At 29.5% G+C, this 22088-nt stretch carries 26 protein-coding genes; 13 read left to right on the forward strand and 13 right to left on the reverse strand.

The features are described 5' to 3' along the window. The first annotated feature begins 15 nt into the window (after positions 1 to 15). From O6B72_RS05585 to O6B72_RS05595, 3 genes are all read left to right on the forward strand, one after another. Entirely contained in the window at positions 16 to 1389 is a 1374-nt protein-coding gene (locus O6B72_RS05585; protein ID WP_269492481.1) for a GntP family permease, read from the forward strand. Continuing rightward, complete coding sequence (locus tag O6B72_RS05590; RefSeq protein WP_269492482.1) at positions 1386 to 2495, forward strand: glycerate kinase; 1110 nt, start codon at positions 1386 to 1388, stop codon at positions 2493 to 2495. The genes O6B72_RS05585 and O6B72_RS05590 overlap by 4 nt, the downstream gene beginning before the upstream one ends. A gap of 65 nt (positions 2496 to 2560) precedes the next feature. Next, positions 2561 to 2842, forward strand: a complete 282-nt coding sequence (locus tag O6B72_RS05595) for a hypothetical protein (protein ID WP_269492484.1) — start codon at positions 2561 to 2563, stop codon at positions 2840 to 2842. A gap of 57 nt (positions 2843 to 2899) precedes the next feature. Here the strand turns inward: O6B72_RS05595 and O6B72_RS05600 are convergent, their stop codons facing one another. Then, positions 2900 to 3622 carry a nitrous oxide reductase accessory protein NosL gene (locus O6B72_RS05600; RefSeq protein ID WP_269492485.1) on the reverse strand — a complete coding sequence of 241 codons (723 nt, stop codon included), beginning with the start codon at positions 3620 to 3622 and terminating at the stop codon, positions 2900 to 2902. 158 nt (positions 3623 to 3780) lie between these two features. Between O6B72_RS05600 and O6B72_RS05605 the strand changes: the two genes are divergently transcribed. After that, positions 3781 to 4551, forward strand: a complete 771-nt coding sequence (locus O6B72_RS05605; protein WP_269492486.1) for a hypothetical protein — start codon at positions 3781 to 3783, stop codon at positions 4549 to 4551. Here the strand turns inward: O6B72_RS05605 and tilS are convergent. From tilS to panC, 3 genes are read right to left on the reverse strand one after another with little or no spacing between them, the layout of a single operon-like run. Further along, a complete protein-coding gene (gene tilS / locus O6B72_RS05610) occupies positions 4548 to 5525 on the reverse strand; it encodes a tRNA lysidine(34) synthetase TilS (protein ID WP_332112745.1) in 978 nt (325 codons plus the stop codon). The genes O6B72_RS05605 and tilS overlap by 4 nt on opposite strands. Then, a complete protein-coding gene (gene rimO / locus O6B72_RS05615) occupies positions 5506 to 6801 on the reverse strand; it encodes a 30S ribosomal protein S12 methylthiotransferase RimO (RefSeq protein WP_269487999.1) in 1296 nt (431 codons plus the stop codon). Before rimO ends, tilS begins: the two co-directional genes overlap by 20 nt. Position 6802: 1 nt before the next feature. Beyond that, a complete protein-coding gene (gene panC, locus O6B72_RS05620; protein ID WP_269488000.1) occupies positions 6803 to 7624 on the reverse strand; it encodes a pantoate--beta-alanine ligase in 822 nt (273 codons plus the stop codon). A gap of 156 nt (positions 7625 to 7780) precedes the next feature. Here panC and nhaA point away from each other — a divergent pair, with 156 nt between their 5' ends. Genes nhaA through O6B72_RS05640 form a run of 4 tightly spaced genes read left to right on the forward strand, consistent with a single transcriptional unit; the run spans position 7781 to position 10945 of the window. Continuing rightward, positions 7781 to 9040, forward strand: a complete 1260-nt coding sequence (gene nhaA / locus O6B72_RS05625) for a Na+/H+ antiporter NhaA (RefSeq protein WP_269488001.1) — start codon at positions 7781 to 7783, stop codon at positions 9038 to 9040. Beyond that, positions 9033 to 10139 (forward strand): peptide chain release factor 2, encoded by a 1107-nt coding sequence (gene prfB, locus O6B72_RS05630; protein ID WP_269488002.1) that lies wholly within the window; start codon positions 9033 to 9035, stop codon positions 10137 to 10139. Before nhaA ends, prfB begins: the two co-directional genes overlap by 8 nt. A gap of 15 nt (positions 10140 to 10154) precedes the next feature. Next, entirely contained in the window at positions 10155 to 10478 is a 324-nt protein-coding gene (locus O6B72_RS05635) for a hypothetical protein (protein ID WP_024962305.1), read from the forward strand. A gap of 5 nt (positions 10479 to 10483) precedes the next feature. Next, complete coding sequence (locus O6B72_RS05640) at positions 10484 to 10945, forward strand: hypothetical protein (protein WP_269492487.1); 462 nt, start codon at positions 10484 to 10486, stop codon at positions 10943 to 10945. A gap of 37 nt (positions 10946 to 10982) precedes the next feature. On the opposite strand, the gene O6B72_RS05645 is transcribed toward O6B72_RS05640, so the two are convergent. The 8 genes from O6B72_RS05645 to gatC are packed head-to-tail and all read right to left on the reverse strand — an operon-like array spanning position 10983 to position 17883. Continuing rightward, positions 10983 to 11756 carry a shikimate dehydrogenase gene (locus tag O6B72_RS05645; RefSeq protein WP_101637069.1) on the reverse strand — a complete coding sequence of 258 codons (774 nt, stop codon included), beginning with the start codon at positions 11754 to 11756 and terminating at the stop codon, positions 10983 to 10985. Continuing rightward, positions 11756 to 12640, reverse strand: a complete 885-nt coding sequence (locus tag O6B72_RS05650; protein ID WP_101637068.1) for an SPOR domain-containing protein — start codon at positions 12638 to 12640, stop codon at positions 11756 to 11758. Before O6B72_RS05650 ends, O6B72_RS05645 begins: the two co-directional genes overlap by 1 nt. An 8-nt stretch (positions 12641 to 12648) precedes the next feature. Next, complete coding sequence (locus O6B72_RS05655; protein WP_101637067.1) at positions 12649 to 13893, reverse strand: serine hydroxymethyltransferase; 1245 nt, start codon at positions 13891 to 13893, stop codon at positions 12649 to 12651. Between the two features lie 2 nt (positions 13894 to 13895). Further along, complete coding sequence (gene lysS, locus O6B72_RS05660; protein ID WP_269492489.1) at positions 13896 to 15407, reverse strand: lysine--tRNA ligase; 1512 nt, start codon at positions 15405 to 15407, stop codon at positions 13896 to 13898. A gap of 3 nt (positions 15408 to 15410) precedes the next feature. Further along, on the reverse strand, positions 15411 to 15893 hold the full coding sequence (locus O6B72_RS05665; protein WP_101637065.1) for a Fur family transcriptional regulator: 483 nt from the start codon (positions 15891 to 15893) through the stop codon (positions 15411 to 15413). Further along, entirely contained in the window at positions 15862 to 16506 is a 645-nt protein-coding gene (locus tag O6B72_RS05670) for a CvpA family protein (protein ID WP_269492491.1), read from the reverse strand. The genes O6B72_RS05665 and O6B72_RS05670 overlap by 32 nt, the downstream gene beginning before the upstream one ends. Beyond that, positions 16507 to 17589: a type IV pilus twitching motility protein PilT gene (locus O6B72_RS05675; RefSeq protein WP_269492493.1), complete on the reverse strand. Its 1083-nt coding sequence runs from the start codon at positions 17587 to 17589 to the stop codon at positions 16507 to 16509. It abuts the gene before it with no gap. A gap of 12 nt (positions 17590 to 17601) precedes the next feature. Next, positions 17602 to 17883 (reverse strand): Asp-tRNA(Asn)/Glu-tRNA(Gln) amidotransferase subunit GatC, encoded by a 282-nt coding sequence (gene gatC / locus O6B72_RS05680; protein WP_269492495.1) that lies wholly within the window; start codon positions 17881 to 17883, stop codon positions 17602 to 17604. 123 nt (positions 17884 to 18006) lie between these two features. On the opposite strand from gatC, the gene O6B72_RS05685 reads away from it, so the two are divergent. The 5 genes from O6B72_RS05685 to hisG are packed head-to-tail and all read left to right on the forward strand — an operon-like array spanning position 18007 to position 21129. After that, entirely contained in the window at positions 18007 to 18585 is a 579-nt protein-coding gene (locus O6B72_RS05685; RefSeq protein WP_269492497.1) for a hypothetical protein, read from the forward strand. After that, on the forward strand, positions 18572 to 19579 hold the full coding sequence (locus tag O6B72_RS05690; RefSeq protein ID WP_269492499.1) for a hypothetical protein: 1008 nt from the start codon (positions 18572 to 18574) through the stop codon (positions 19577 to 19579). Before O6B72_RS05685 ends, O6B72_RS05690 begins: the two co-directional genes overlap by 14 nt. Before the next feature lie 13 nt (positions 19580 to 19592). Next, complete coding sequence (locus tag O6B72_RS05695) at positions 19593 to 19910, forward strand: hypothetical protein (protein ID WP_269492500.1); 318 nt, start codon at positions 19593 to 19595, stop codon at positions 19908 to 19910. Beyond that, the gene (locus tag O6B72_RS05700; RefSeq protein ID WP_269492554.1) at positions 19892 to 20524 is read left to right on the forward strand and encodes a type III pantothenate kinase; all 633 of its coding nucleotides are present in this window, start codon (positions 19892 to 19894) and stop codon (positions 20522 to 20524) included. The genes O6B72_RS05695 and O6B72_RS05700 overlap by 19 nt, the downstream gene beginning before the upstream one ends. After that, positions 20521 to 21129: an ATP phosphoribosyltransferase gene (gene hisG / locus O6B72_RS05705; RefSeq protein WP_269492502.1), complete on the forward strand. Its 609-nt coding sequence runs from the start codon at positions 20521 to 20523 to the stop codon at positions 21127 to 21129. Before O6B72_RS05700 ends, hisG begins: the two co-directional genes overlap by 4 nt. On the opposite strand, the gene O6B72_RS05710 is transcribed toward hisG, so the two are convergent. Continuing rightward, a complete protein-coding gene (locus tag O6B72_RS05710) occupies positions 21115 to 22020 on the reverse strand; it encodes a LysR substrate-binding domain-containing protein (RefSeq protein ID WP_269492504.1) in 906 nt (301 codons plus the stop codon). The genes hisG and O6B72_RS05710 overlap by 15 nt on opposite strands. Positions 22021 to 22088 lie beyond the last annotated feature (68 nt).

The raw sequence follows: 22088 nt of genomic DNA on the forward strand, positions 1-22088 counted from the left end.
TTAAGGAGGCTTATTATGAGTGGAATTTGGCTTATTGTGGCTTTAGTTATAGCCATTGTTTTAGTTATTTTTATGATAGCAAAATTAAAAATTCACGCATTTTTATCTTTAATGAGTGTTTCTTTGCTTTTGGCAATTGTCGTAGGAATTCCACTTGTAAAAATTCCTACAATTATTGGAGAAGGTTTTAGCTCCATTTTTAAAAATATTGGAATAGTCATTATCTTAGGTGCATTAATTGGAGCTATTTTGGAAAAAACTGGAGCCGCGCTTAAGTTGGCCGACATGGTTGTAAATGCTGTTGGTGAAAAAAGACCAAATTTAGCAATGATGGTAATGGGTTGGGTTGTAGGAATTCCAGTATTTTGCGATAGCGGATATGTTGTTTTAAATCCAATTAGAAAAGCTCTTGCTCAAAAAATATCATCAGCAAATCCTATGGCAATGGCAGTTTCGCTAAGTGGAGGACTTTTTATATCACATAATTTAATCCCACCTACTCCAGGACCAATTGCAGCTGCTGGGGCTTTGGGTGTTGGAGAAAATCTTTTTTTAGTAATTATGCTTGGAGTTGTTATAAGTATTCCAATTTTAATCTCTCTTTGTTTTATTTCTAAATTTATGGATAAAAAAGAGATTTCTAAAAATGAAAAAGATGAAATTTTTAAAACTTATGATGAGTTAAAGGCTGAGTTTGGAACTCTTCCGTGTGGTTTTAATGCTATTATGCCAATTTTAGCTCCAATTATTTTTATGGCACTTGGCTCAATCAGCTCTATTTTAAAATTTGGTGGTTTTTTTGGAAATTTGTGCACATTTTTAGGAGCTCCAATAATTGCTTTAAGTATTGGTGTGTTATTTGGAATTTATCAGCTTTATAGCTCAAAGAGATTGGGTGAGTTTTATGAACTTTGTGAAAGTTCATTAAAAGTTGTTGGTCCGATTATTTTTATAACTGCTGCAGGTGGTGTTTTAGGTAAAGTTATAACTGAGGCGGGCTTTGTGAATTTTATGAAAGAAAATGCTAGCGTTGTTTCAAGTGTTGGCATATTTTTCCCATTTATTATTGCGGCTGTTTTAAAAACAGCCCAAGGTTCATCAACAGTTGCTATTGTAACAACCGCTTCTATTTTGGGGGCTTACGCAGATCCAAACTCTTTAATGGCAGTTTTAGGGCTTAACACTTCACTTGCTGCAGCACTTTGTGTTATGGCGATAGGTTGCGGTGCAATGTGTGTATCTCATGCAAATGATAGTTATTTTTGGGTTGTAACAAATTTTAGTGGATTGTCAGCTGAACTTGGCTATAAGACTCAAACATTAATGACGCTTGTAATCTCAGTTGTAGGCATAATAAGCGTGTTTATATTGTCTATAATCTTGCTATGAAAGTTTTAGTGGCAATTGACTCTTTTAAGGGTAGTTTAACTTCTATTGAGGCTGGAAATGCTGTAAAAAATGGCATTTCTAGTCTTTGTGATGAGGTTGCTGTGATTGGAATTGCTGATGGGGGTGAGGGTAGTTTAGATACTATTGCAAATTTTCTCGGAGCAAATTTTGATGAAATTTTAACTTTTGATCCGCTTTTTAGGCAAATAAAGGCAAAATATGCTTATAAAGATGATTTAGCAATTTTAGAAATGTCTCAAAGCTCTGGGTTAAATTTATTAAAAAAAGATGAGCAAAATCCATATCTTACTTCAACTTACGGACTTGGAATTATGATAAAAGATGCTATTTTAAAAGGTAGAAGAAATTTTATCATAGGAATTGGTGGAAGCGCAACAAATGATGCGGGAACTGGAATGCTTGAAGCTTTGGGATTTAGCTTTTTTGATAAAAATGATAATTTAATAAAAGCAAATGGTCAAAATTTGATAAAAATTTCTAAAATTTCAGATAAAAACATCTTAAAAGAACTAAAAGAGTGCAAATTTAAAATAGCTTGCGATGTAAATAATCCCCTATATGGCAAGAATGGAGCCGCTTATGTATATGCTGCGCAAAAAGGTGCTAGTAATGAAATGATAAAAAATCTTGACTTAGGCCTTATAAATTTTAGTAAAGTAGTTTATAAATTTATGGGCATTGATAATTCTAATATTGCTGGAAGTGGGGCAGCTGGTGGGCTTGGGTTTGGATTTATGAGTTTTTTAAATGCTAAGCTTTTAAGAGGATTTGAAATAATTTCAAAGATTATAAATTTAGAAGAAAATATTAAAAATGCTGATTTGATCATAACTGGTGAGGGAAAACTAGACGCTCAAAGCTCTATGGGTAAAGTTCCTAGCGAAGTAGCAAAATTAGCTAAAAAGCATTCCAAAAAAGTAGTGGCTTTGGGCGGTGCTGTTGATGATGGTTTCGATGATGGACTTTTTAATGGGGCATTTTGTATTTTAAACTCACCAATTATCCTTGAAGATGCTATGAAAAAAGAGATTGCAAAAGCAAATTTAACTAAAATTTCAAGACAAATTTTAAAACTTTTAAAGTAAATTTCAAAAAGCTTGACATGTTTTTTTTGTAAAATACAGCAATTTTATAAGAAAAAGGATTGCCTATGATTTGCCCTTATTGTGGTGAAGAACTAAAATATGGTGTTAGTGTTTGTAGAGGTTACCAAGCAGAAATTTCTTATAAATCAGCACCTACAGGTTTTTTGATGTTTATAATTGGATGTGGACTTATATATTATCATTTTAAAGGGTTTTTCCCATATACTATTGTTCCCCTTATCATTGGAATTATAACTTTATTGGTTGGGATATTTCAATTCTATTTAAAAATAACTGGAAAAAGAGGTCCCGCAAAACTGATATTTAGAAGGCAATTTAGTAGATAGTTTTGTAGAATGCATAAGCTAAAGTACTTTGAATTTTAGGGCAAAATCGCCCTAAAATTATCTTCTTTTTAGATAATGTGCAACTTGGGAAAGTTCTTTTGGATTTAAATCACCGCAAGGTTTGTTTTTGATTAGATAAGCTTTTGCTCTTCCTGATGTGTTAAATTTCTCTTTTATATCTGCACAACTTGCTTTATATATTTCTTCGCCTTTTAATGCTGCCATTTTTTGTCTTTTGTCGATTAAGGCTATATCATCAGCCAAACTTTCTTCAACTTTTTTTGAAATTTCGCCAAAGCTTAAAATTTCTCCACCAAAGTTATTTTTAAATTCTTTCGCATCATCTTCATTTTCAAATGCGTATGAACTTACAGTTGCCATTGTGGCTGGCTTATTTGAGCCATAAACATAAAAAGCATTTTTTGAATCTATAAATTTTAAAGTTTTAGCATCAACTACTTTTGGATTTTTAATTTCCACTTTTTCGCTCATTGCCTCTTCAAACATGCAGTGAATTGAGCAATATTGATGAATTTCATCTTTGCCATTTACATCATAATCGCTTGCGTGAGAAGTTTTATAAAACTTAATTAAACTCATACCGCAAACTATGCAAAACTCTTTACCATCTCCATCTTGTAAAATAATTGCTTCCTCGGGTTTTACCTCTCTAAAATCAATCTCACTCATATCCATTTTTGCAAAAAGATTTGGACTAAAACCAATACTTCCTGCTAAAAAAACTAATCCAGTTGTTTTTAAGAAATTTCTTCTTTCCATTTGTATGCTCCTAAGAAAAATAATAAAATTAATTTTATCACACAAATATTAAATTTGTGTTAAGTAAATTGTTATGAAAAAACACAAAATTCAAATTTTCAGTTTATTTTATTAAAAATTTGATAAAATTGTAAATAATTACATAAAAGGAAATCATAATGGCTTTTTTAAAACGAAATTTAAGAAATTTTTATACGGTTTTTTTTGATGATGGCTCATGTAAGATTAAATTTAGAAATCTTAACTCACAAAAAGTGATATTAAAAGAGTATTTTAATACAGTAAGACCAAAAGATGGCGACTTATTTAAAAGTGTAAATGAGTATTTAAAAGACACTAAAAAAGATAAAAAAAGTTATGTTTCCGTGATAGATGGAACTTTAAAGCACTCCTTGGTTATGGAAAATAGCGATGATCTAAAAGATAAGCTTACACAAAAAATAGATAAAAATATAATAGCTATTTTAGATGAAGATAAATTTCAAAAATATAAAGAAAATATAGAAGTAAATGAATTTGAATATATAAGCCCTTTTAAAGTGCTTTATTTCTTATATAAAAATTGCAAGCTAGATGGCGTTAATCTATTTTTAATAAAATTTCATCAAACTCTTGCAATAATGGTTGCTAGTAAAGATAAAGTAATTGATGCAAAAATGATATCTTTAGAAAAAAGTTATGAAAAAATGATTTTAGAAAATTTAGATTTAGATATAAATAGTGATGAAATTTTTTGCGCAGCTATTGAAGATTATTTAAAAGAATTCTATGAAAAACATGATGATTTTATAGAAAAAATTATGGTCTATGGGAGTGTAGGACCTGAGATTGGATATTATATTTTCACTAAGGTTTTCATAAAAACAGAAGTTGGCATGGAAAATATAATAGACTTTGCAAACAAAATAAATATAAAAGAAAACTTTTAAAAATATTTAAGTAAATTTTGATGAGTAAAAATATAGCCTCTAATTAATTTAGGGACTTTTTTTACTCTACAAATTTCTTTAAATTTCTTAGTCATAATTTCTTTTTTATATGGCGCTATGTAGATTTTATCATCTTTATAAGAAATTGTTATTTTACCACTTATAACGGTATCTTTTATCGCTTCATCTCTTTGTTTTTGGCTCATTACAATACCAAATTTTTTTAAAATTTTATCTAATAAATTTATGGAATTTGGCTGGTTTTTTATAACGAAAAACTCCAAATTTTCATATATTAAGCCATCTTGTAAAATTTCTTTATCTTTTTGCATAAATTTTAAGCTGCTTTCTAGACCTTTTTTATAAAGTTTTACAAACTCATTGCTAAAATTCTCTCTTATAAAATTTCTTTGAAATTTAGTGTTTTTATTTGAGCTATCTATAAAGTATTTTAGATGATTTTCATTTAAGAAATTTAGTATTTCATCCCTTGAGGTATATAATAAAGGTCTTATTATTTTTAAATTTTCTTTTTTATCATAAACACTCATTCCAATGACATTACAAAGTCCAGCACCTTTTGAAATTCTCATTAAAAACCATTCGAAAAGATCATTTAAATTATGAGCTGTAATTAGAAATTTATAATCAAATTTAGAAAAAATTTCATTAAAAAACTCATATCTTAAATCTCTTGCTATTTTTTCAAAATTTGAACTTTTTTCAAGATTTAAATTTACTTTTTTAACAAATATTTTTTTATTAAATTTTTTTGCTAAATTTATAGCTTCATTTTCTTCTAAAATACTTTCTTTTCTTGTGTTGTAGTTTACAAATGCCAAATCAAAATTAATATTTTGATTAACCAAAAGATAAAACAAAGCTGTGCTATCAACTCCGTGAGAAAATGCTAAAATCGAGCTTTTACCTTTTAATAAATTTAAAGCATTTTGGTCAAGCAATAATTTCTCCAACTAACTTATCGCCAGCAATTGAAGTTATAAGACACTTATAGACTTTGCCAATTTCAAGATTTTTAACTTTACTATCATTTATTAAAATCTCTCCATCGATATCTTTATCCCAAATTACATTTTTTGCACCATAAAACATTTCACCTTCACTGCTAATACCATTAATTTCACAAAGTATTGTTTTTCCTACTTCTTTTTGAAGGCTATTTTTAAGTGAGTTTAAAGTTATTTTTTCTATTAAATTTAATCTTTTTGTAACTACTTTTGAAGGAATTTGCTCCATTTCAAACGATGCGGTATCTTCTTCTTTTGAGTAGGCAAAAACACTAATTCTATCAAAACTAAATTCTTTTAGAAATTTGCAAAGTTCATCAAAATCTTCCTGGCTTTCTCCTGGATGTCCCACGATAAACCCACTTCTTAAAAATGAATTTGGTGCTTTTCTCATCATTTCTAAAAGTTTAAATTCATTGCCATTTGGGCGTTTCATAAGTTTTAACATTTTTTGACTAATATGTTGTAAAGGCATATCAAAATAGTTTAAAAACACTTTGGAATCAATTATTTTTTGAATTAAATTTACTGAAGTTGTAGCAGGATAAAGGTATAAAATCCTAGCAAATTTAACACCATCAATTTTTTCAATTTCGTTAATTAAATTTATAAGCCCGTCTTTTATACCAAAATCTCTTAAATAACTTGAACTATCTTGAGAGATAAAACTAAAATCATAAAAGCCTTGTTTGACTAGACTTTTTACCTCTTCAACAATACTTTTTAAGTCTCTACTTTTTAGTTTTCCCTTAAAAGTTGGAATCGCACAAAAACTACATTTTTGATTACAACCTTCTGAAATTTTAATATAGGCATGATAGTTTGAGCCAGTTATAACTCTTTTTTCATTTTTTTGCAGATATGTTTTTGGACTAAATAAATTTTGTTTTTTTAAAATCATTTCATCTATTTTATCATAGTCTCCAACTCCACTAAAAATATCAACCTCTGGAAGTTCGCGCATAAGTTCATCTTTGTAACGCTGCATCAAGCACCCAGTTACTACCAAAACCGAGTTTTCTTTTTTGTAGTTTGCTAATTCTAAGATTGTTTTTATGCTTTCTTCTTTTGCAGAAGTTATAAACCCACATGTATTTACTATCATAACATCAGCGTTATCAGGAGAATTTACAACTTCATAGTTTTGTAGTCTTCCAAGCATTATTTCACTATCGACTAAATTTTTATTACAGCCTAAAGAGCAAAGATAAAGTTTTGGCATTTTAAATCCAAATGTTATCGATTAATCTTGTTTTATCAACAAATGCTGCTATTAAAATTATTGTATTTCCTAGTTCAATTTTTTCTATTTCGTTAAAGTTTCTATCTACAATTGCTACATAATCAACTTTTAATGGCTCAAGTGTTTCCTTTATGGAGGCAATAATTTGTTTTGATTCAGTCTCACCTTTTTTTACTAAATTTGAAGCTTTCAAAAGAGATCTAGATAGTTTTAAAGCATCTAGTTTTTGCTCTTCATTTAAGTAGGTATTTCTTGAGCTAAGCGCTAAACCATCGGCTTCTCTAACTATTTCACAAGGATTTATTTTAACATCTAAGAAAAATGAATCAACCATATTTTTTACAACCGCAATTTGTTGAGCATCTTTTTTCCCAAAATATGCATTATTTGGTTTTATGAGATTAAAAAATTTATTTAAAACTCTACATACACCATCAAAGTGTCCTGGTCTAAAAGCGCCTTCTAAAACGGAATTTAATTTTTCATTTGCTTTTATAGTTGTTTCATTTTTTTTATAAATTTCATCCACGCTTGGTAAAAATAGCAAATCAACTTCCGCAACTTCGCATATTCTTGTATCTGCTTCTTGATTTTTAGGATATTTTTCAAAGTCCTCACCTGGTAAAAATTGAGTTGGGTTTACAAAAATTGAAACAACTGTAAAATCATTATCTTTTTTTGAGTTCTCTATTAAACTTAGATGACCCCTATGTAAGGCCCCCATTGTAGGGACATATCCAATTGTTCCATTAAATTCTTTTAAATTCTCTTTTAATTCGCTAATTGTGCGAGCTATTTTCATAATAAAACTTTCCTATTTAGTGTAAAATTTTCGCAATTATAACTTAAATTTTCTAAATTACTCTTAATCTATGTTAATCTATGCTAGATTTAAAGATTTTTAGATAAAATATAATACTAAATTTATGTCATACAAATAGTGTGAGAAAGGGTGTAGGTGGAAAGACTAGGGAGGTTTTTAAAACACGAATCAATTGGTGGAATTTTGATAATTATGGCTACATTTTTAGCTCTTGTTTGTCAAAATACAATTTTAACTGAATTTTATAATGATTTTTTAAGATTAAAAGCTGGAATTACGGTAGAAGATTTTAAAATAGTTAAACCAATTATTTTATGGGTAAATGATGGTTTAATGGCGCTTTTTTTCTTTTATATTGGACTTGAAGTTAAAAGAGAGATACTAGTTGGTGAGTTAAGTTCTCCTGATAGAGTTGCACTTCCATTAGTTGGAGGCCTTGGTGGTGTTATAGTTCCTGCACTTGTTTTTGCAGCTTTTACCTATGGCGATAGTTTTGCTATGCGTGGTTGGGCGATACCTACTGTTAGTGATACTGCTTTTGCTGTTGGAGTGTTGCTACTTCTTGGTTCAAAAGTACCACCATCCTTAAGAATTTTTCTACTTCTTTTAGCAATCATTGATGATATTTGTGCTGTTGTTATAATTGCTATTTTTTATACAAGTGAACTTTCTAATTATGCTCTTATAATGGCTGGAGTTTTAATTGTAATTTTGATTATTTTAAATTTGCTTAAGGTAAATAAAAAGTTTTTTTATATTGTAATTGGGCTTTTACTTTGGACAGCGTTTTTGCAATCAGGTGTTCATACTACAATAGCTGGAATAATAGCTGCTATTTTCATTCCACTAAAGCCAATTCATGGGTACTCTATGCTTAGAGATATTGAAAATAAATTAGGCGGATTTATAACTTATTTTGTAATGCCATTATTTGCTTTTGTCAATGCCGGTATTCCACTAACTTCAGATGCTTTTAGTCATTTAATTCATCCTGTTTCCTTGGGAATTATTGTAGGGCTTGTTATAGCAAAACCTTTGGGAATTTATGGATTTTCTTATGTTATTATAAAATTTGGAGTTTCAAAACTTCCATCTGGTGCAAATTTAATGCAATTTTTTGGACTTTGTGTTTTAACAGGAATTGGTGCAAGTATGAGTTTATTTATCTGTTCAATTGCTTATCATGATAGCAATATATTCCATTATGCTGAAAAATTTGCTATACTTATAGCATCATTTATCGCAGCCATTGCTGGATATTTTGTAATGAAAATAGGCTATAAATATCAAAAACAAAGAGAAATTTTGAAAGAAGATGATTATTTATTGGCTGAAAAAGCAAAAGAAGCACAAAAAGTTTTAGAAGAGCAGAAATTAAAGGAAAGTATTGGATAATTACGAATATGGTGAATTATTAAAAAAACTAAAAACAAAAGTTGATAATATAAGCCTCATAATAAAACCAGATTTATTGCAAAAAAGAGTTGATAGTATAGCAGTAGAGCAAGCAGATCCTAGTTTTTGGAGTGATGCAGCAAATGCGGCTAAAATCAATAAAGAAAAAACTCAAATTTCATCTATGTTAACTAAATTTAAATCAGTAAAACAAGCAGTTGAAGATGCGTTTGATATGTTCAAGTTAGCAAGTGATGAAAACGATAGTGATCTTTTAGAAAGTCTTTTTGAAGATGCTGATGAGTTAGAGGAAAAAATTACAAATTTAGAGATTTCAATGCTTTTAAGTAGCGAAAATGACTCTAAAAATGCAATTGTTACAATTCATCCAGGTGCTGGTGGAACAGAGAGTAATGACTGGGCTAGCATGCTATATAGAATGTATTTGAGATTTTGTGAGAGAGAAAATTACAAGGTTGATGTTTTGGACTTTCAAGAGGGTGATGAGGCTGGATTAAAAGACGTAAGCTTTATAGTAAAAGGTGAAAATGCCTACGGATATTTAAAAGCTGAAAATGGCATACACAGACTTGTTAGAGTAAGTCCATTTGATAGTGCTGGAAGGCGTCACACAAGTTTTACAAGCGTTATGGTAAGTCCTGAGCTTGATGATGATATAAACATAGAAATAGAAGAAAAAGATATAAGAATAGATGTTTATAGGGCAAGTGGAGCAGGTGGCCAACATGTAAATAAAACAGAAAGCGCAGTTAGAATAACTCACTATGAAACTGGTATTGTTGTGCAGTGTCAAAATGATAGAAGCCAACACAAAAATAAAGCAACTGCAATGAAGATGCTTAAATCGAGACTTTATGAGTTAGAACTTCAAAAACAAAATGAAGCACATAATAATGTAGATAAAAGTGAAATTGGATGGGGGCATCAAGTTAGAAGTTATGTACTGTTTCCATATCAACAAGTTAAAGATAATAGATCAAATTTAAGTTATTCAAATGTTGATGCAGTCTTAGATGGTGATATTAAAAAAATCATTGAGGGAGTTCTAATCTCTCAATCTGATAAAAAACAATTTTAAATAAAAGGATTTAGTATGAACGAAGAAGGAATTTTAGTAAGTTTGGGTTATGTTTTAAACGACTCTACTTTGGAACAACTAAGAGGTATATTATCAAAATGTGATTTTAATCAAAGTGAACTTGATGATATTATTAATTTAAATGATAAACTTAAAATTTATGGTGCTTATATAGCTATGTCAAATTCAAACCCATATTTTAAAATTAAAAATGACCCTGATAGTGAGAGAGAAAGAAAAGTTGTAAGAGATATGATATTTGAGTGGGCAGATAAATATAAGATGAATCTAGAAAAGGTTAGTGGTAAGGAAACTTACTATATTAAAGGAAGGTTATAATAAAAATGAGAAATAAAATTTTAAGTAGTTTGGCTATATTTACTGCTTTAATTTTGGCTGGTTGTTCTCAGACTACCCCAAAAACTCCAGTAGTAAGTACCCCATCTGCATCTAATGGTGGCGGTGCAGTGATTCCAGCAGCAAAAAATAGTGGTGCTGTTATAAATTCACCTATAAACTCAAATCAAGCAGCCGATATCTATAATAGGCTAAATCAATTAAGCCTGGAGCAGTGTATTTCAGTAGCTGATGGATATTATTATAATGCCAATTTTGTGAATGCACTTTTAGCGTATGATTATACTTGCGTAAGATTTCAAGATATTCCAACTTGCATGAAACTTGGTAAGATGTTTGAAAAAGGTGAGGGTTCAGCAGTAGATAAAGTAAAAGCTTTAGATATATATCAAAGAGCTTGCTTTGGTGGCTATGATCCAGGATGTAAGGAAATGAAAAGACTTCAATAGGTCGAAGTTTTAATTTTGGCTTGCAAATTTAAATATATTAATTTAGATTTGCAGCCTTTCTCATATAAAGTTCTATTTTTTTCTCATCAAGCTTATTATTAAAAAATAAATTTAGCGCTAAAACTGCTTGATAAATAAGCATATCAAGACCGTCTTTGTGTTTGAGATTTAATTTGCTAGCTAGGTTTAAAAATGGTGTTTTTCTACCATATATAACATCAAAAGCATATTTAGAAAAGCAATCCTTTAAAATTTCTTCTGGAAGTGGTAAAGTGGCATCTTTTAATCCAGCTGAGGTTGAGTTTATAACTAAATCAAATTTCTTTGGTTTGAAATTTTTATAAGTAAAAAAATTAAATTCTTTAAAATCTAAATATCTATCGCTTCTATTTACTATTTCTAAATCCAAATTTGATAAGGCGTTTGCTAAAGCTTTTGCTGTGCCTCCTGCTCCAATTACTAAAACTGATTTGATATCTTTAAATTCATTTATAGCTTTTAAAAAACCAGGTGCATCTGTGTTATAGCCAAAAAGTTTATCTTTATTTTTTACTATTGTATTTAAAGAGCCTATTTTTTCTGCATAAGGATCTATTTCATCACAAATTTGAAACGCTATTTGTTTATATGGAATTGTTATGTTTGCACCGTTTAAACCTAAATTTAAAAAAGTTTCTTTCAATAAGCTACCATCTTTTAAACAAACTCTACCATAAAAAGCATCTAAATTTAGCTCTTTTATGGCGAGGTTGTGAAGTCTTGGCGATATTGAATGAGATATTGGATCGCCAAAGACTGCAAATTTTTTCATTATTTTACTCTAAAGACAAAAGCATCTTTGTTTATGGTCGCTCTTATATTTGGCATCTCGCTATTAAGTTTTGCCTCATCAAATGGTCCTACTAAAACCTTAACATATTCTCTGCCTTTTACTGTGGTTTTATAAAGAGTATATGAGTATCCTTTACTCTTTAATTTTTTTATGTAATCGGCATCTGGTTTAAAGTCAGCAGTTGCTAAAACTTGTATATAGTTTCCTTTTTGCAAAGTTGTTTGTGTAACATTATTTTTTTGAGTTGAAGTTTGGTTTTTGCTCTCTTGCTTTTGAGCTTTAGGGGTTTGCTTTTTAACCTCTTGCTTTTGAGCTTCTTTTTTAACCTTTTCTTCTTTTATAGCTTTTTTAGGCTCTTGTTTTGGAGTCTCTTTTTTAGATGTTACAACTACAACTTCTTGTTTTGATTTAGTTGCTTCAGCTTTTGGCTCTTGTTTTATTTTTTCCTTTGAGCTGCTTTTTTCTATAGTTTGTTTAGCTTCATCTTTTGTTTCTGCTGCTATAGTATGCTCAATTTTCTCTTCTGGTTTTGGAGTCTCTTCTATTCTAATTGGTCTAATTTCAACAATTTGCGGCTCTATTTTTTTAGTTTCCACATTTTTGTTTGAAGTTTCATCAATTTCTCTTATTGGCTGACTCGGTTTTTTAGCTTTAGGCTTAAATATTGTCTCTTCACTCGGCATAACAAGTGGTTTTGGCTCTTCCATATTTCCACTATTTATAAATTTCATAATTATTAAAACTATTAAAAAAAGCACTACTAAAATAGCAATGCCAGTTAAAATTTTTTTAATATTATTTGTTTTCGCAGTTTTAGGGTCTAAGACAATATTATCATCTATACTAAATCTATCATCGCTCATTTTTTCTCCTAGAACATAGCTTTATCATAAATTATAAATTTATGTGCTAATGCTTTTACCTCTTCTTTTATTTTAGCATGAAGATCTTTATTGTTTATATCATCTAAAACATCGGCAATTTTATTTGCTATAAACTCAAATTCAGCTTCTTTCATACCTCTTGCAGTTAGTGCAGGGCTTCCAATTCTTACTCCACTTGTTACGAAAGGACTTCTTTTTTCTCCAGGAACTGTGTTTTTATTTGTTGTTATACCAGCATCTTCTAGCGCAGCTGATGCATCTTTTCCACTATATTCCTTATTTGACAAATCCATTAAAACAAGATGATTGTCAGTTCCGCCACTTACTAGGTCATATCCTCTTTTTATTAAAACCTCACCAAGTTTTTTAGCATTTGCCTTAACTTGTTTTGCATAAACTTTCCATTCAGGGCTTAAATTATGTTTAAATCCAACTGCTTTTGCTGCAATTACATGCATTAAAGGTCCGCCCTGAATGCCAGGAAATATACTTGAGTTTATTTTCTTAGCAATTTCCTCATCATTTGTCATTATAATTCCACCTCTTGGGCCTCTTAATGTTTTGTGGGTTGTAGAACTAACAACATGGCAGTGTGGAAATGGACTTGGGTGTTCACCTGCTACAACTAAACCTGCGATGTGTGCAACATCAGCAAAAAGATAGGCTCCAACAGCATCAGCTATTTCTCTAAATTTTGCAAAATCTATCTCTCTTGCATATGCACTTGCACCACAAACTATAAGTTTTGGTTGAACTACTTTAGCAATTTCTAATACCTTATCATAGTTTATTCTTCCATCTAGCTCAACTCCATAAAAAAAGCTATCATAGTTTTTGCCACTAGCATTTACCTTTGCACCGTGAGTTAAGTGTCCACCATGGCTTAAGTCCATACCTAAAATTCTATCACCTGGTTTTAAAAGTGCCCCATAAACACCTTGATTAGCTTGACTTCCTGAGTTTGGTTGAACATTTGCAAATTTGCAGTTAAAAAGCTTCTTACATCTTTCAATAGCAATTTCTTCGATTCCATCTACAAACTCACAACCTCCGTAGTATCTTTTATGTGGATACCCTTCGGCATATTTGTTTGTCAAAATTGACCCCATAACTTCCATAACATCAGGATAGGTAAAATTTTCACTTGCAATCATTTCCAAGTAGTCACACTGTCTTTTTAATTCCTTGTTTGTTAAATCAAAAATTTCTTTATCGTAATTTTCTAAACTCATTTTTACTCCTTATCTTCATCGGTTTGTATTGTTTTTAATGGTCTCATAGCTGGAAATAAAATAACGTCTCTAATTGATTTTTTATTAGTTAAAAGCATTGTAAGTCTATCGACTCCAAGTCCCCAACCAACAGTTGGTGGCATTGCATAGCCAAGAGCTTTTACATAATCCTCATCCATTTCATGAGCTTCATCATCTCCTGCATTTTTTGCCTCAATTTGTGCTTTAAATCTTTCATATTGATCAAGTGGATCATTTAGTTCATTAAAAGCGTTTGCTAGTTCATTTCCTGCTATAAATAGCTCAAATCTTTCGGCAATATTTGGATTTTCATCACTTCTTCTTGAAAGTGGGCTTATTGAAATTGGAAAATCAACTATAAAAGTTGGATTTATAAGTTTTTCCTCCACATAATTGTCAAAAAGCTCAGCTTGTAAATGTCCAAGATCCAAATTTTCATTTGCTTCAAAGCCATCTTTTTCTAGTTTTTCTAAAATTTTATCTTTATCATTTATGATATCTTGTGAAAGTCCACCTATCTCAACAAGAGCATCTAAATATTTAACTCTTGCAAATGGTTTTGAAAAATCAATCTTTTTATCATCATATTCTAAAATTTCAGGTAAATTAAGCCCTTTTAATAGCATTTTGAAAAGCTCTTCTGTTAGATTCATGGCCTCATTATAATTATGCCATGCCCAGTAAAACTCAATAGATGTAAATTCCGGATTATGGGTTAAATCCATTCCTTCGTTTCTAAAATTTCTATTTATTTCAAAAACGGCTTCCATTCCACCAACAATTAGTCGTTTTAAATAAAGTTCTGGCGCTATTCTAAGATATCTATTTACATCAAGTGCATTATGATAAGTTACAAATGGTTTTGCATTTGCTCCACCAGCAATTGGGTGCATCATAGGAGTTTCAACTTCCATAAAGCCTTTTTCTTCAAAAAAATGTCTAATTAGTGAGATGATTTTCGATCTCTTTTTAAAATCATTTCTAACCTCTGGGTTCATTATCATATCAAGATATCTTTGTCGGTAACGCATCTCAATATCTACAAGTCCATGAAATTTCTCAGGAAGTTGTGAAATTGCTTTTGAGGCTAGAGTTAGGTTTGTAACATGCATAGAAAATTCCCCTGTTTGAGTTACAAAAGGAAAACCTTTTACTAAAACCACATCTCCAACTTCAAGATTTTTTTTAAAAACTTTATATAAATCCTCGCCTATACTGTCTCTAGAATAATAAATCTGAACATTACCACTTTCATCTTCAATATTTGCAAATGTTGATTTACCAGCTACTCTTTTTAGCATAAGACGCCCTGAAATTATAACTTCATCATTAACTCTTTTTTCATCGAGTTCTTTTATATATTCAAATTTATCCCTAAATTCTTTTATATCCATATCTTTTTTTAGAAAATGCGGATATGGATTTATTCCTAATTTTCTTAATTCTTCTGATTTTTCTATTCTTTGAATTTCTAATTGATTATCAAATACCACTTACTATGACTCCTTTTTACTACAATTTTTGCAAGTTCCGTAAAGTTGCATTAAATGCCCTGTTAATGTAAAACCGTTCTTTTTTGCTATTTCTTCTTGCTTTTTTTCAACAGAAGGATCTTCAAATTCCACTATTTTACCACAGTTTTTACAAATCAAATGATCATGATGTGGCTTTGTTGCAAGTTCAAATTTCTTACCTTGTGTGCCGAAAGAAATAGATGTAACCATACCTGAGTCTTCAAGTAAATTTAAAGTTCTATAAACGGTTGCAATACCTATATTTAGTTCAGGTTGCTCGTCTCTTATCTCCAAATAGAGCTCTTCTGGAGTAAAGTGATGGTCACTGTTATAAAGCATTTTGATAACAGACTCTCTTTGTTTTGTATATTTAAGCTTGTTTTTTCTTAAGATTTCTCTAAACTCATATAGAATTGCATCAAATTCTAAATTTTCAATTCTCGTAGTTTTGTTTTTCTGTTTCATTGCTCTCTCCATTTATAAAATTTTCATTAAAATTACTTTTTTCATAAATTATATTTGTTTGATTTGCTTCTTGGTTTTTTTCATCTTCAATAACAGGAATAATATCATTCAATTTCAATCCCATCATCCAAGCACCTGTATTTATAAGATATGGGTAAGTAAAGCTATTTTCAAAAAAAGGTCTTGCTTGTTTGTTTAAAAAAGCTGATGATCTTATAAAAACAGCAATTATTGCAAAAATTAAAAATATTTTTGCTCCGCCAAATACAAATCCACCAATTCTATCAACTATACCAAGACCACTAAGACTTAGCATTTTAGTTAAAAGTTCACCCAAAATCAAAGCTATAAACCAAATACCAAAAAGTGCAGCTACAAATCCTGCTATAATCTCAGTTCCATTTGAATCCATAAGTCCTAATTTATTTAAATCATAAATATTTGCACTTATCCAAGCTCCAACTTCTGCTTTAAATTTTATTGCGATTATAAATCCACCAATCATACCTATAATTCCAAAAATTTCTCTTATAAGACCAGAGCTAAGTCCTTTTAGTGCAAAAATTAAAGTAAAAGCTATTATTATTAAATCGAGCCAATTTATGCCGCTCATCTACTCACCCCCTAAAGCTTTAATTAACTCTTGTCTATTTGTAGTGTAAGCAAGAGCACTTTCTTTTGAAATAAGTCTTTTATTAAGTGCTTGTAATAGTGCTTGAGTTTGAGTTACCATACCTGTTTCTTGTTGATTTAACTGCATTTGAGAATAAATTTGTTGAGTTTTATCTTCTCTTATTAGGTTTGCAATAGCGTGATTATTTACCAAAATTTCATGAACTGCAAGTCGTCCTTTTCCAATTTTTGGAAGTAGGGATTGTGAAACTATTGCACTTAATGAAACTGATAACATATTTCTTATTTGTGTTTGTTCACTTCCATCGAAACTATCAACTATACGGCTGATTGTTTGCATAGCTGAGTTTGTGTGAAGTGTAGCAAAAACTAAGTGTCCTGTTTCAGCTGCTGTAATGGCAATTGAAATAGTTTCTCTATCTCTCATCTCACCAATTAGTATAATATCAGGGTCCTCACGAAGAGCATATTTTAAAGCATTTGCATAAGAGTGAGTATCGGTTCCTATATTTCTATGAGAAAAAAGACATTTTTTATTTTCATGGACAAATTCAACTGGGTCTTCAACTGTTATAATGTGCTTTCTTTCAGTCAAATTTATCTCATTTAGCATTGCTGCTAAAGTAGTTGATTTACCACTTCCTGTAGGACCAGTTACTAAAATCATCCCTTTTTCTCTTTTAACTAGATCTTTAAAAATACTTGGAGCCCTTAAATCATCAAGCGATGGAATGTCAACAGGAATTTTTCTAAATGCAGCTGCCAAATCACCATTCATAGTATAATAATAATTTCCTCTAAACCTTCCTATGTTTGGAATTTCCATAGCAAAGTCAAGTTCTTTTTTTTCCTCGAGTTCACTTTTTTGTGCATCTGTAATAATTGCATAACAAAGATGTTCAATGTCTGTTCCTGTTAAATTTGGCATATCAAGAGGAACTAGTTTTCCATCGATTCTAATTTGTGGGGCACTTCTGCTTACTATATGAAGGTCACTTGCATCGTTATTTATTTGTACCTTTAAAAGGGTTTGAATATCGGTTTTTATATTGCTTTTTTCCATTACGGTGTCCTTTTATTCTATAATTTTTGGAACTACAAAGAAATGATCTTCACTTGCTGGAGCTGATTTTAAAATCATATCAATAACTTCTTGATCTTGATGTGGTAAATCCTCTCTTAATGGAGTGAAATTTTGGTTTTTAATTTCCAAATTTTTACTATCAACCTCATCTAAAATTTTGACAAAATCTATAATTTTTTCAAGCTGTGATTTCATTTGACTTCTTTGGTTTTCTGGTATTTTTAAGGCACTTAGTTTTTCAAGTTTATTTAATAATTCATCATCAATTAGCATAGAATTTTTCCTTTTTTGCAAATAATAAGTGTTGGTATTATAACACATTTTATCTTACATTAGGCGTTATTTAAAAGATTTTATGCTACAATACACGAAAATTTTATTTAAAAGGGAATAAGTTTGGCTATAAAAGACGATATTAAAGATGTCAAAGAGAGAATGGACTCTCAAGGGCAGTTTTTAGAAAATATTATAAAAAGTGAGTTGTTTATCAAAAAATACAAGAAGCCAATTGTTGGCACTTTTATTGTTGTGTTTTTGGCTATTGTTGTGTATTTGGTGGTTGATTACCAAAAAGAAACAAAATTTAAAAAAGCAAATGAAAGCTATAATGAGCTTATTTTAAACCCAAATGATAAAGAAGCAGCCAAGAAGTTAAAAAGTTTAGATAAAAATCTTTTTGCTCTTTTTGAATTCAGACAAGCCATGGATAATAACGACAGTAAAAAAATTAACGAATTATCAAATTTAGAAGATATCGATAGGCTTTTAAAAGATATTATAAAATATGAAGCTGGAGAGCAAAGCGGTGAAATTTTAAGCTCATATAGTGCTTTTATAAATGGGTATGCTTATTTAAAAGATGGAAAAGTAGAAGAGGCTAATAAAGAATTTATTAAGATTTCTCCAAGCTCAGGATTGACTCAAATAGTTAAAAATTTAAGACACTATAATGGAAATAAAAATGAAAAAAATTAATTTGTTAAGTATAGTTTTATTATCTATTTTTTTAGTTGGTTGTTCAACAAAAAGAGAGTATTTTTCACCACAAAAAGAGGAAATTTTAGGAAAAGTTTCTTTTGATAATAAAACAGGAAGTGAAATTTTATATGTAACAAAAAGTGGAATTACTCTTAAAAATGGCAAAGTTATAACAAAAGATGAAAGGTCTTTTAATTTAGATTTAGAAAAAAAAGAGAAATTTTTAAACTATAATGATGAAAAAATAATAACCTCAACTATTGATGGAAAGTTGAAAATACTAGATGTAAACTCAAATCTTATTTTCAGTGAAAAGTTTTCATCTCAGCCTATTAGTGCAAGTTTAATTGGAACAAAACTAGCGGTTGTTTGTGCTGATAATTCTATTTGGATGATAGATATAAATAATAAAAATGTTATTTTAAGTGATAAGTTTGATACTACTTTTACGCTTGATTCAAGAATCGCATCTCCTTTATTTGCTGGAAATGGAGTTGTTATTTTTCCAACACTTGATGGAAGGATTGTAATAACAGTAAATGGAATGAAGGCGCAAGATGTTTTTGTAAGTGCTGAGTCATTCTTTAACAATATAATATATTTAGATGTGTTGGGTGATAAGATGTTTGCAGCTACAAATTCAACTTTAATTTTAATTTCACCAAGTGGAAATAAAAGATTGCTTCAAAATATAAGAGATATTTTTAGATATGAAGATAGAATTTATATATTTGGAAAAGATGGAATAGCCAAAATTTACGATTTAAATTTGAATGAGATCAAAGAAAGTAAGTTTAAATTTGCAATTTTTTCAGGGGTTATGCCATATAAAGACAGTATTTATATATTTGAAAAAACAGGATATCTTATAAAAACAGATTTAAATTTAGAAAATGCTCAAATTTATAAATTAAATGATGAACTTAGTAAGCTTAGCTTTGCAAGTATAGAAAATTTTTATCATAAAGATAAATTTATAAAGTTAAAATAAAGTTGTGTTAAAAATGGATGAGCTTTTAGTAAAGCACAATATAATACTTCAAAAAAGCAAAAATTTAAGCCTTAAAGAGTTTAAAACAAGATCTTATAAGGCTTTATTTGGCATTGATCTAAAGTCAAATAATACAATTTTATTTTTTAGGGATGCTAAGAGCAGGTTTTTACAAAAAGATAGCTTAAAGCTTGTCCAAATGTTAGAAAGTTTAGCAAAAAAAGAAAATAGAATCATCAAAAAAAAGATATTTTTTTATAATTGTGAAATTTGTTCAAAGGCGTTGGAATTTTTGAAAAAGAGTGGTTGGAAATGTTACTTTGCGATGTAGGAAATTTTAGCGCTAAGTTTTGGGATGATGGAAGACTTTTTAGTCTAAGTATTGATGAGCTTAATAAATTTAACCCAAAAGAAGATGTTTATTACATAAGTGTAAATTCTAAATTTATTCCAAAAAGCAGTAGCTTTATAGATATAAAAGATTATTTTAAATTTGATACTATTTACAAAGGTCTTGGTATAGATAGGATAGCAGGGTGTTATACTATAGAAAACGGGGTTATTGTAGATGCAGGAAGTGCAATAACGATTGATTTGATGATTTCAAATACTCATCAAGGTGGATTTATTACTCCAGGCATTGGAGCTTATCTAAATGCTTATAAAAGTATCTCGCCAATTTTAAATATTCCATTTAACTCACAAATTGAGCTCGATTGTTTTCCGCAAAAAACAAATGATGCTATTTCTTATGGAATTGTAAAGCCTCTAGTTTTAGCTATAAATGAAATGGCAAAAAATAAAGAGATTTATTTTACAGGCGGAGATGGAAGTTTTTTTGTCAAATTTTTTGAAAAAGCTATTTTTGATAAAAATTTGGTTTTTAGAGGCATGCTTAAAGCCATAAATGAACACAATAGTAAAACTACTAAGGATGATAAATGATAACAATCGCCCTTCCAAAAGGAAGAATAGCAAATGAAACTTTAGAAATTTTTGAAAAAGTTTTTAAAAAAGAGTTCGTTTTTGAAGATAGAAAACTTATATTAAATGTGGAAAATTTTAAATTTTTAGCTATTAGAAGTCAAGATGTGCCTACTTATGTAGAAAATGGCGCTGCTGATGTAGGCGTAGTTGGACTTGATGTTTTAGAAGAGCATAAGCCAAATATTTTAAGACTGCTTGATTTAGGGATTGGTAAATGCAAAGTCTGTGTTGGCATACAAAAAGATAAGATTTTAAATTATGATAAGCCAAATTTAACAGTTGCAACAAAAATGACAAATATAACAAAAGAATTTTTTGCTAAAAAAGCCACTCCAGTTTCTATTATAAAACTATATGGTTCTATTGAACTTGCTCCGTTAATAGGACTAAGTGATTTGATAGTTGATAATGTTGAAACCGGAACAACAATGAAACAAAACGGACTAAAAGTAGCTGAAACTATCATGGATAGTTCAGCTTTTTTAATATCTAACAAAAATAGTTTCATAAATAAAAAAATTGAAATTTTAGAAATTTATGATAAAATCTCAGCTGTTTTGTGATGAGATTTTCTTGTGAAATTTTCTTATATTTTCAATAATTTCATTTATTATATTCATAAAAGTTTCGCTATTTTTCTTGTCTTTTGAGTAAATTGCATATAGATTTCTTATAAACTTTTTACCTTTCATATTCACTTTATAAAGTCCATTTCCAAGTTCATTATGTATTGCAAAATAAGGCAAACAGGTAAATAATGGTCTGTTCCTAATAGAGTTTTTTATTGCTTCTGATGTTGGAAGCTCTAAGATTATATTTAAATTTGGATTTTCTTTAATATTATTAAAAAAGACTTCTCTTGTGCCAGAGCCAACTTCTCTCATAACCCAACCATAGTCTTTTAAAGAGCTTATGTTCCAAGATTTTTGCGCGAGATCTTTATCTCCAGTTACTATAAAAAGCTCATCTTCACATATTGTTATAGTACTTACTTCACTGTTTTTTAAGCTGCCTTCAACAAGACCAATATCGCATTGATTATTTAAAATACTTTGCAATATAGCTTCAGTATTTTCAATTTTTATATCTAAGTGAATTTTTGATTTATCGTTTTTATTTTCCAATATTTCGCTTACTGCTTCTGGCAAAAGATAACTTCCGATATTTTTACTCGATGTAATTGCAATATCAAACATACCTCCATTTAGCATATTTTTTCTAATTTCTAAAACTCGGTTATAAATTGGAGTAATTGATTTTAAAAAAGCTTTTCCTCTTTCATTAATTACAAGACTTTTACCTATTCGATCAAACAGCTCACCGCCAAGCGAGTTCTCAAGATTTTTAATAGCAATTGACATTGCTGATTGTGAAATACCAAAAAATTTTGAACACTCACTAATTTGTTTTAATTCGCAAACCTTGATAAAATACTCAATCTGCTTTAGTGTCATAGAAAATCCTTTTTGATATAAAATTTATTGCATTATAGCTAAATAATTAAAAATATATTATATAAAAT

Source organism: Campylobacter ureolyticus (assembly GCF_027277485.1).
Classification (GTDB): Bacteria; Campylobacterota; Campylobacteria; order Campylobacterales; family Campylobacteraceae; genus Campylobacter_B; species Campylobacter_B ureolyticus_B.

Bases quoted from the DNA above. Each gene is read 5' to 3' on its own strand.
- O6B72_RS05585 (WP_269492481.1), top strand. From the start codon at position 16: ATGAGTGGAATTTGGCTTATTGTGGCTTTAGTTATAGCCATTGTTTTA.
- O6B72_RS05590 (WP_269492482.1), top strand. From the start codon at position 1,386: ATGAAAGTTTTAGTGGCAATTGACTCTTTTAAGGGTAGTTTAACTTCT.
- O6B72_RS05595 (WP_269492484.1), top strand. From the start codon at position 2,561: ATGATTTGCCCTTATTGTGGTGAAGAACTAAAATATGGTGTTAGTGTT.
- O6B72_RS05600 (WP_269492485.1), bottom strand. From the start codon at position 3,622: ATGGAAAGAAGAAATTTCTTAAAAACAACTGGATTAGTTTTTTTAGCA.
- O6B72_RS05605 (WP_269492486.1), top strand. From the start codon at position 3,781: ATGGCTTTTTTAAAACGAAATTTAAGAAATTTTTATACGGTTTTTTTT.
- rimO (WP_269487999.1), bottom strand. From the start codon at position 6,801: ATGCCAAAACTTTATCTTTGCTCTTTAGGCTGTAATAAAAATTTAGTC.
- panC (WP_269488000.1), bottom strand. From the start codon at position 7,624: ATGAAAATAGCTCGCACAATTAGCGAATTAAAAGAGAATTTAAAAGAA.
- O6B72_RS05635 (WP_024962305.1), top strand. From the start codon at position 10,155: ATGAACGAAGAAGGAATTTTAGTAAGTTTGGGTTATGTTTTAAACGAC.
- O6B72_RS05640 (WP_269492487.1), top strand. From the start codon at position 10,484: ATGAGAAATAAAATTTTAAGTAGTTTGGCTATATTTACTGCTTTAATT.
- O6B72_RS05645 (WP_101637069.1), bottom strand. From the start codon at position 11,756: ATGAAAAAATTTGCAGTCTTTGGCGATCCAATATCTCATTCAATATCG.
- O6B72_RS05650 (WP_101637068.1), bottom strand. From the start codon at position 12,640: ATGAGCGATGATAGATTTAGTATAGATGATAATATTGTCTTAGACCCT.
- O6B72_RS05655 (WP_101637067.1), bottom strand. From the start codon at position 13,893: ATGAGTTTAGAAAATTACGATAAAGAAATTTTTGATTTAACAAACAAG.
- O6B72_RS05665 (WP_101637065.1), bottom strand. From the start codon at position 15,893: ATGAAACAGAAAAACAAAACTACGAGAATTGAAAATTTAGAATTTGAT.
- O6B72_RS05670 (WP_269492491.1), bottom strand. From the start codon at position 16,506: ATGAGCGGCATAAATTGGCTCGATTTAATAATAATAGCTTTTACTTTA.
- O6B72_RS05675 (WP_269492493.1), bottom strand. From the start codon at position 17,589: ATGGAAAAAAGCAATATAAAAACCGATATTCAAACCCTTTTAAAGGTA.
- gatC (WP_269492495.1), bottom strand. From the start codon at position 17,883: ATGCTAATTGATGATGAATTATTAAATAAACTTGAAAAACTAAGTGCC.
- O6B72_RS05690 (WP_269492499.1), top strand. From the start codon at position 18,572: ATGAAAAAAATTAATTTGTTAAGTATAGTTTTATTATCTATTTTTTTA.
- O6B72_RS05695 (WP_269492500.1), top strand. From the start codon at position 19,593: ATGGATGAGCTTTTAGTAAAGCACAATATAATACTTCAAAAAAGCAAA.
- O6B72_RS05700 (WP_269492554.1), top strand. From the start codon at position 19,892: ATGTTACTTTGCGATGTAGGAAATTTTAGCGCTAAGTTTTGGGATGAT.
- hisG (WP_269492502.1), top strand. From the start codon at position 20,521: ATGATAACAATCGCCCTTCCAAAAGGAAGAATAGCAAATGAAACTTTA.
- O6B72_RS05710 (WP_269492504.1), bottom strand. From the start codon at position 22,020: ATGACACTAAAGCAGATTGAGTATTTTATCAAGGTTTGCGAATTAAAA.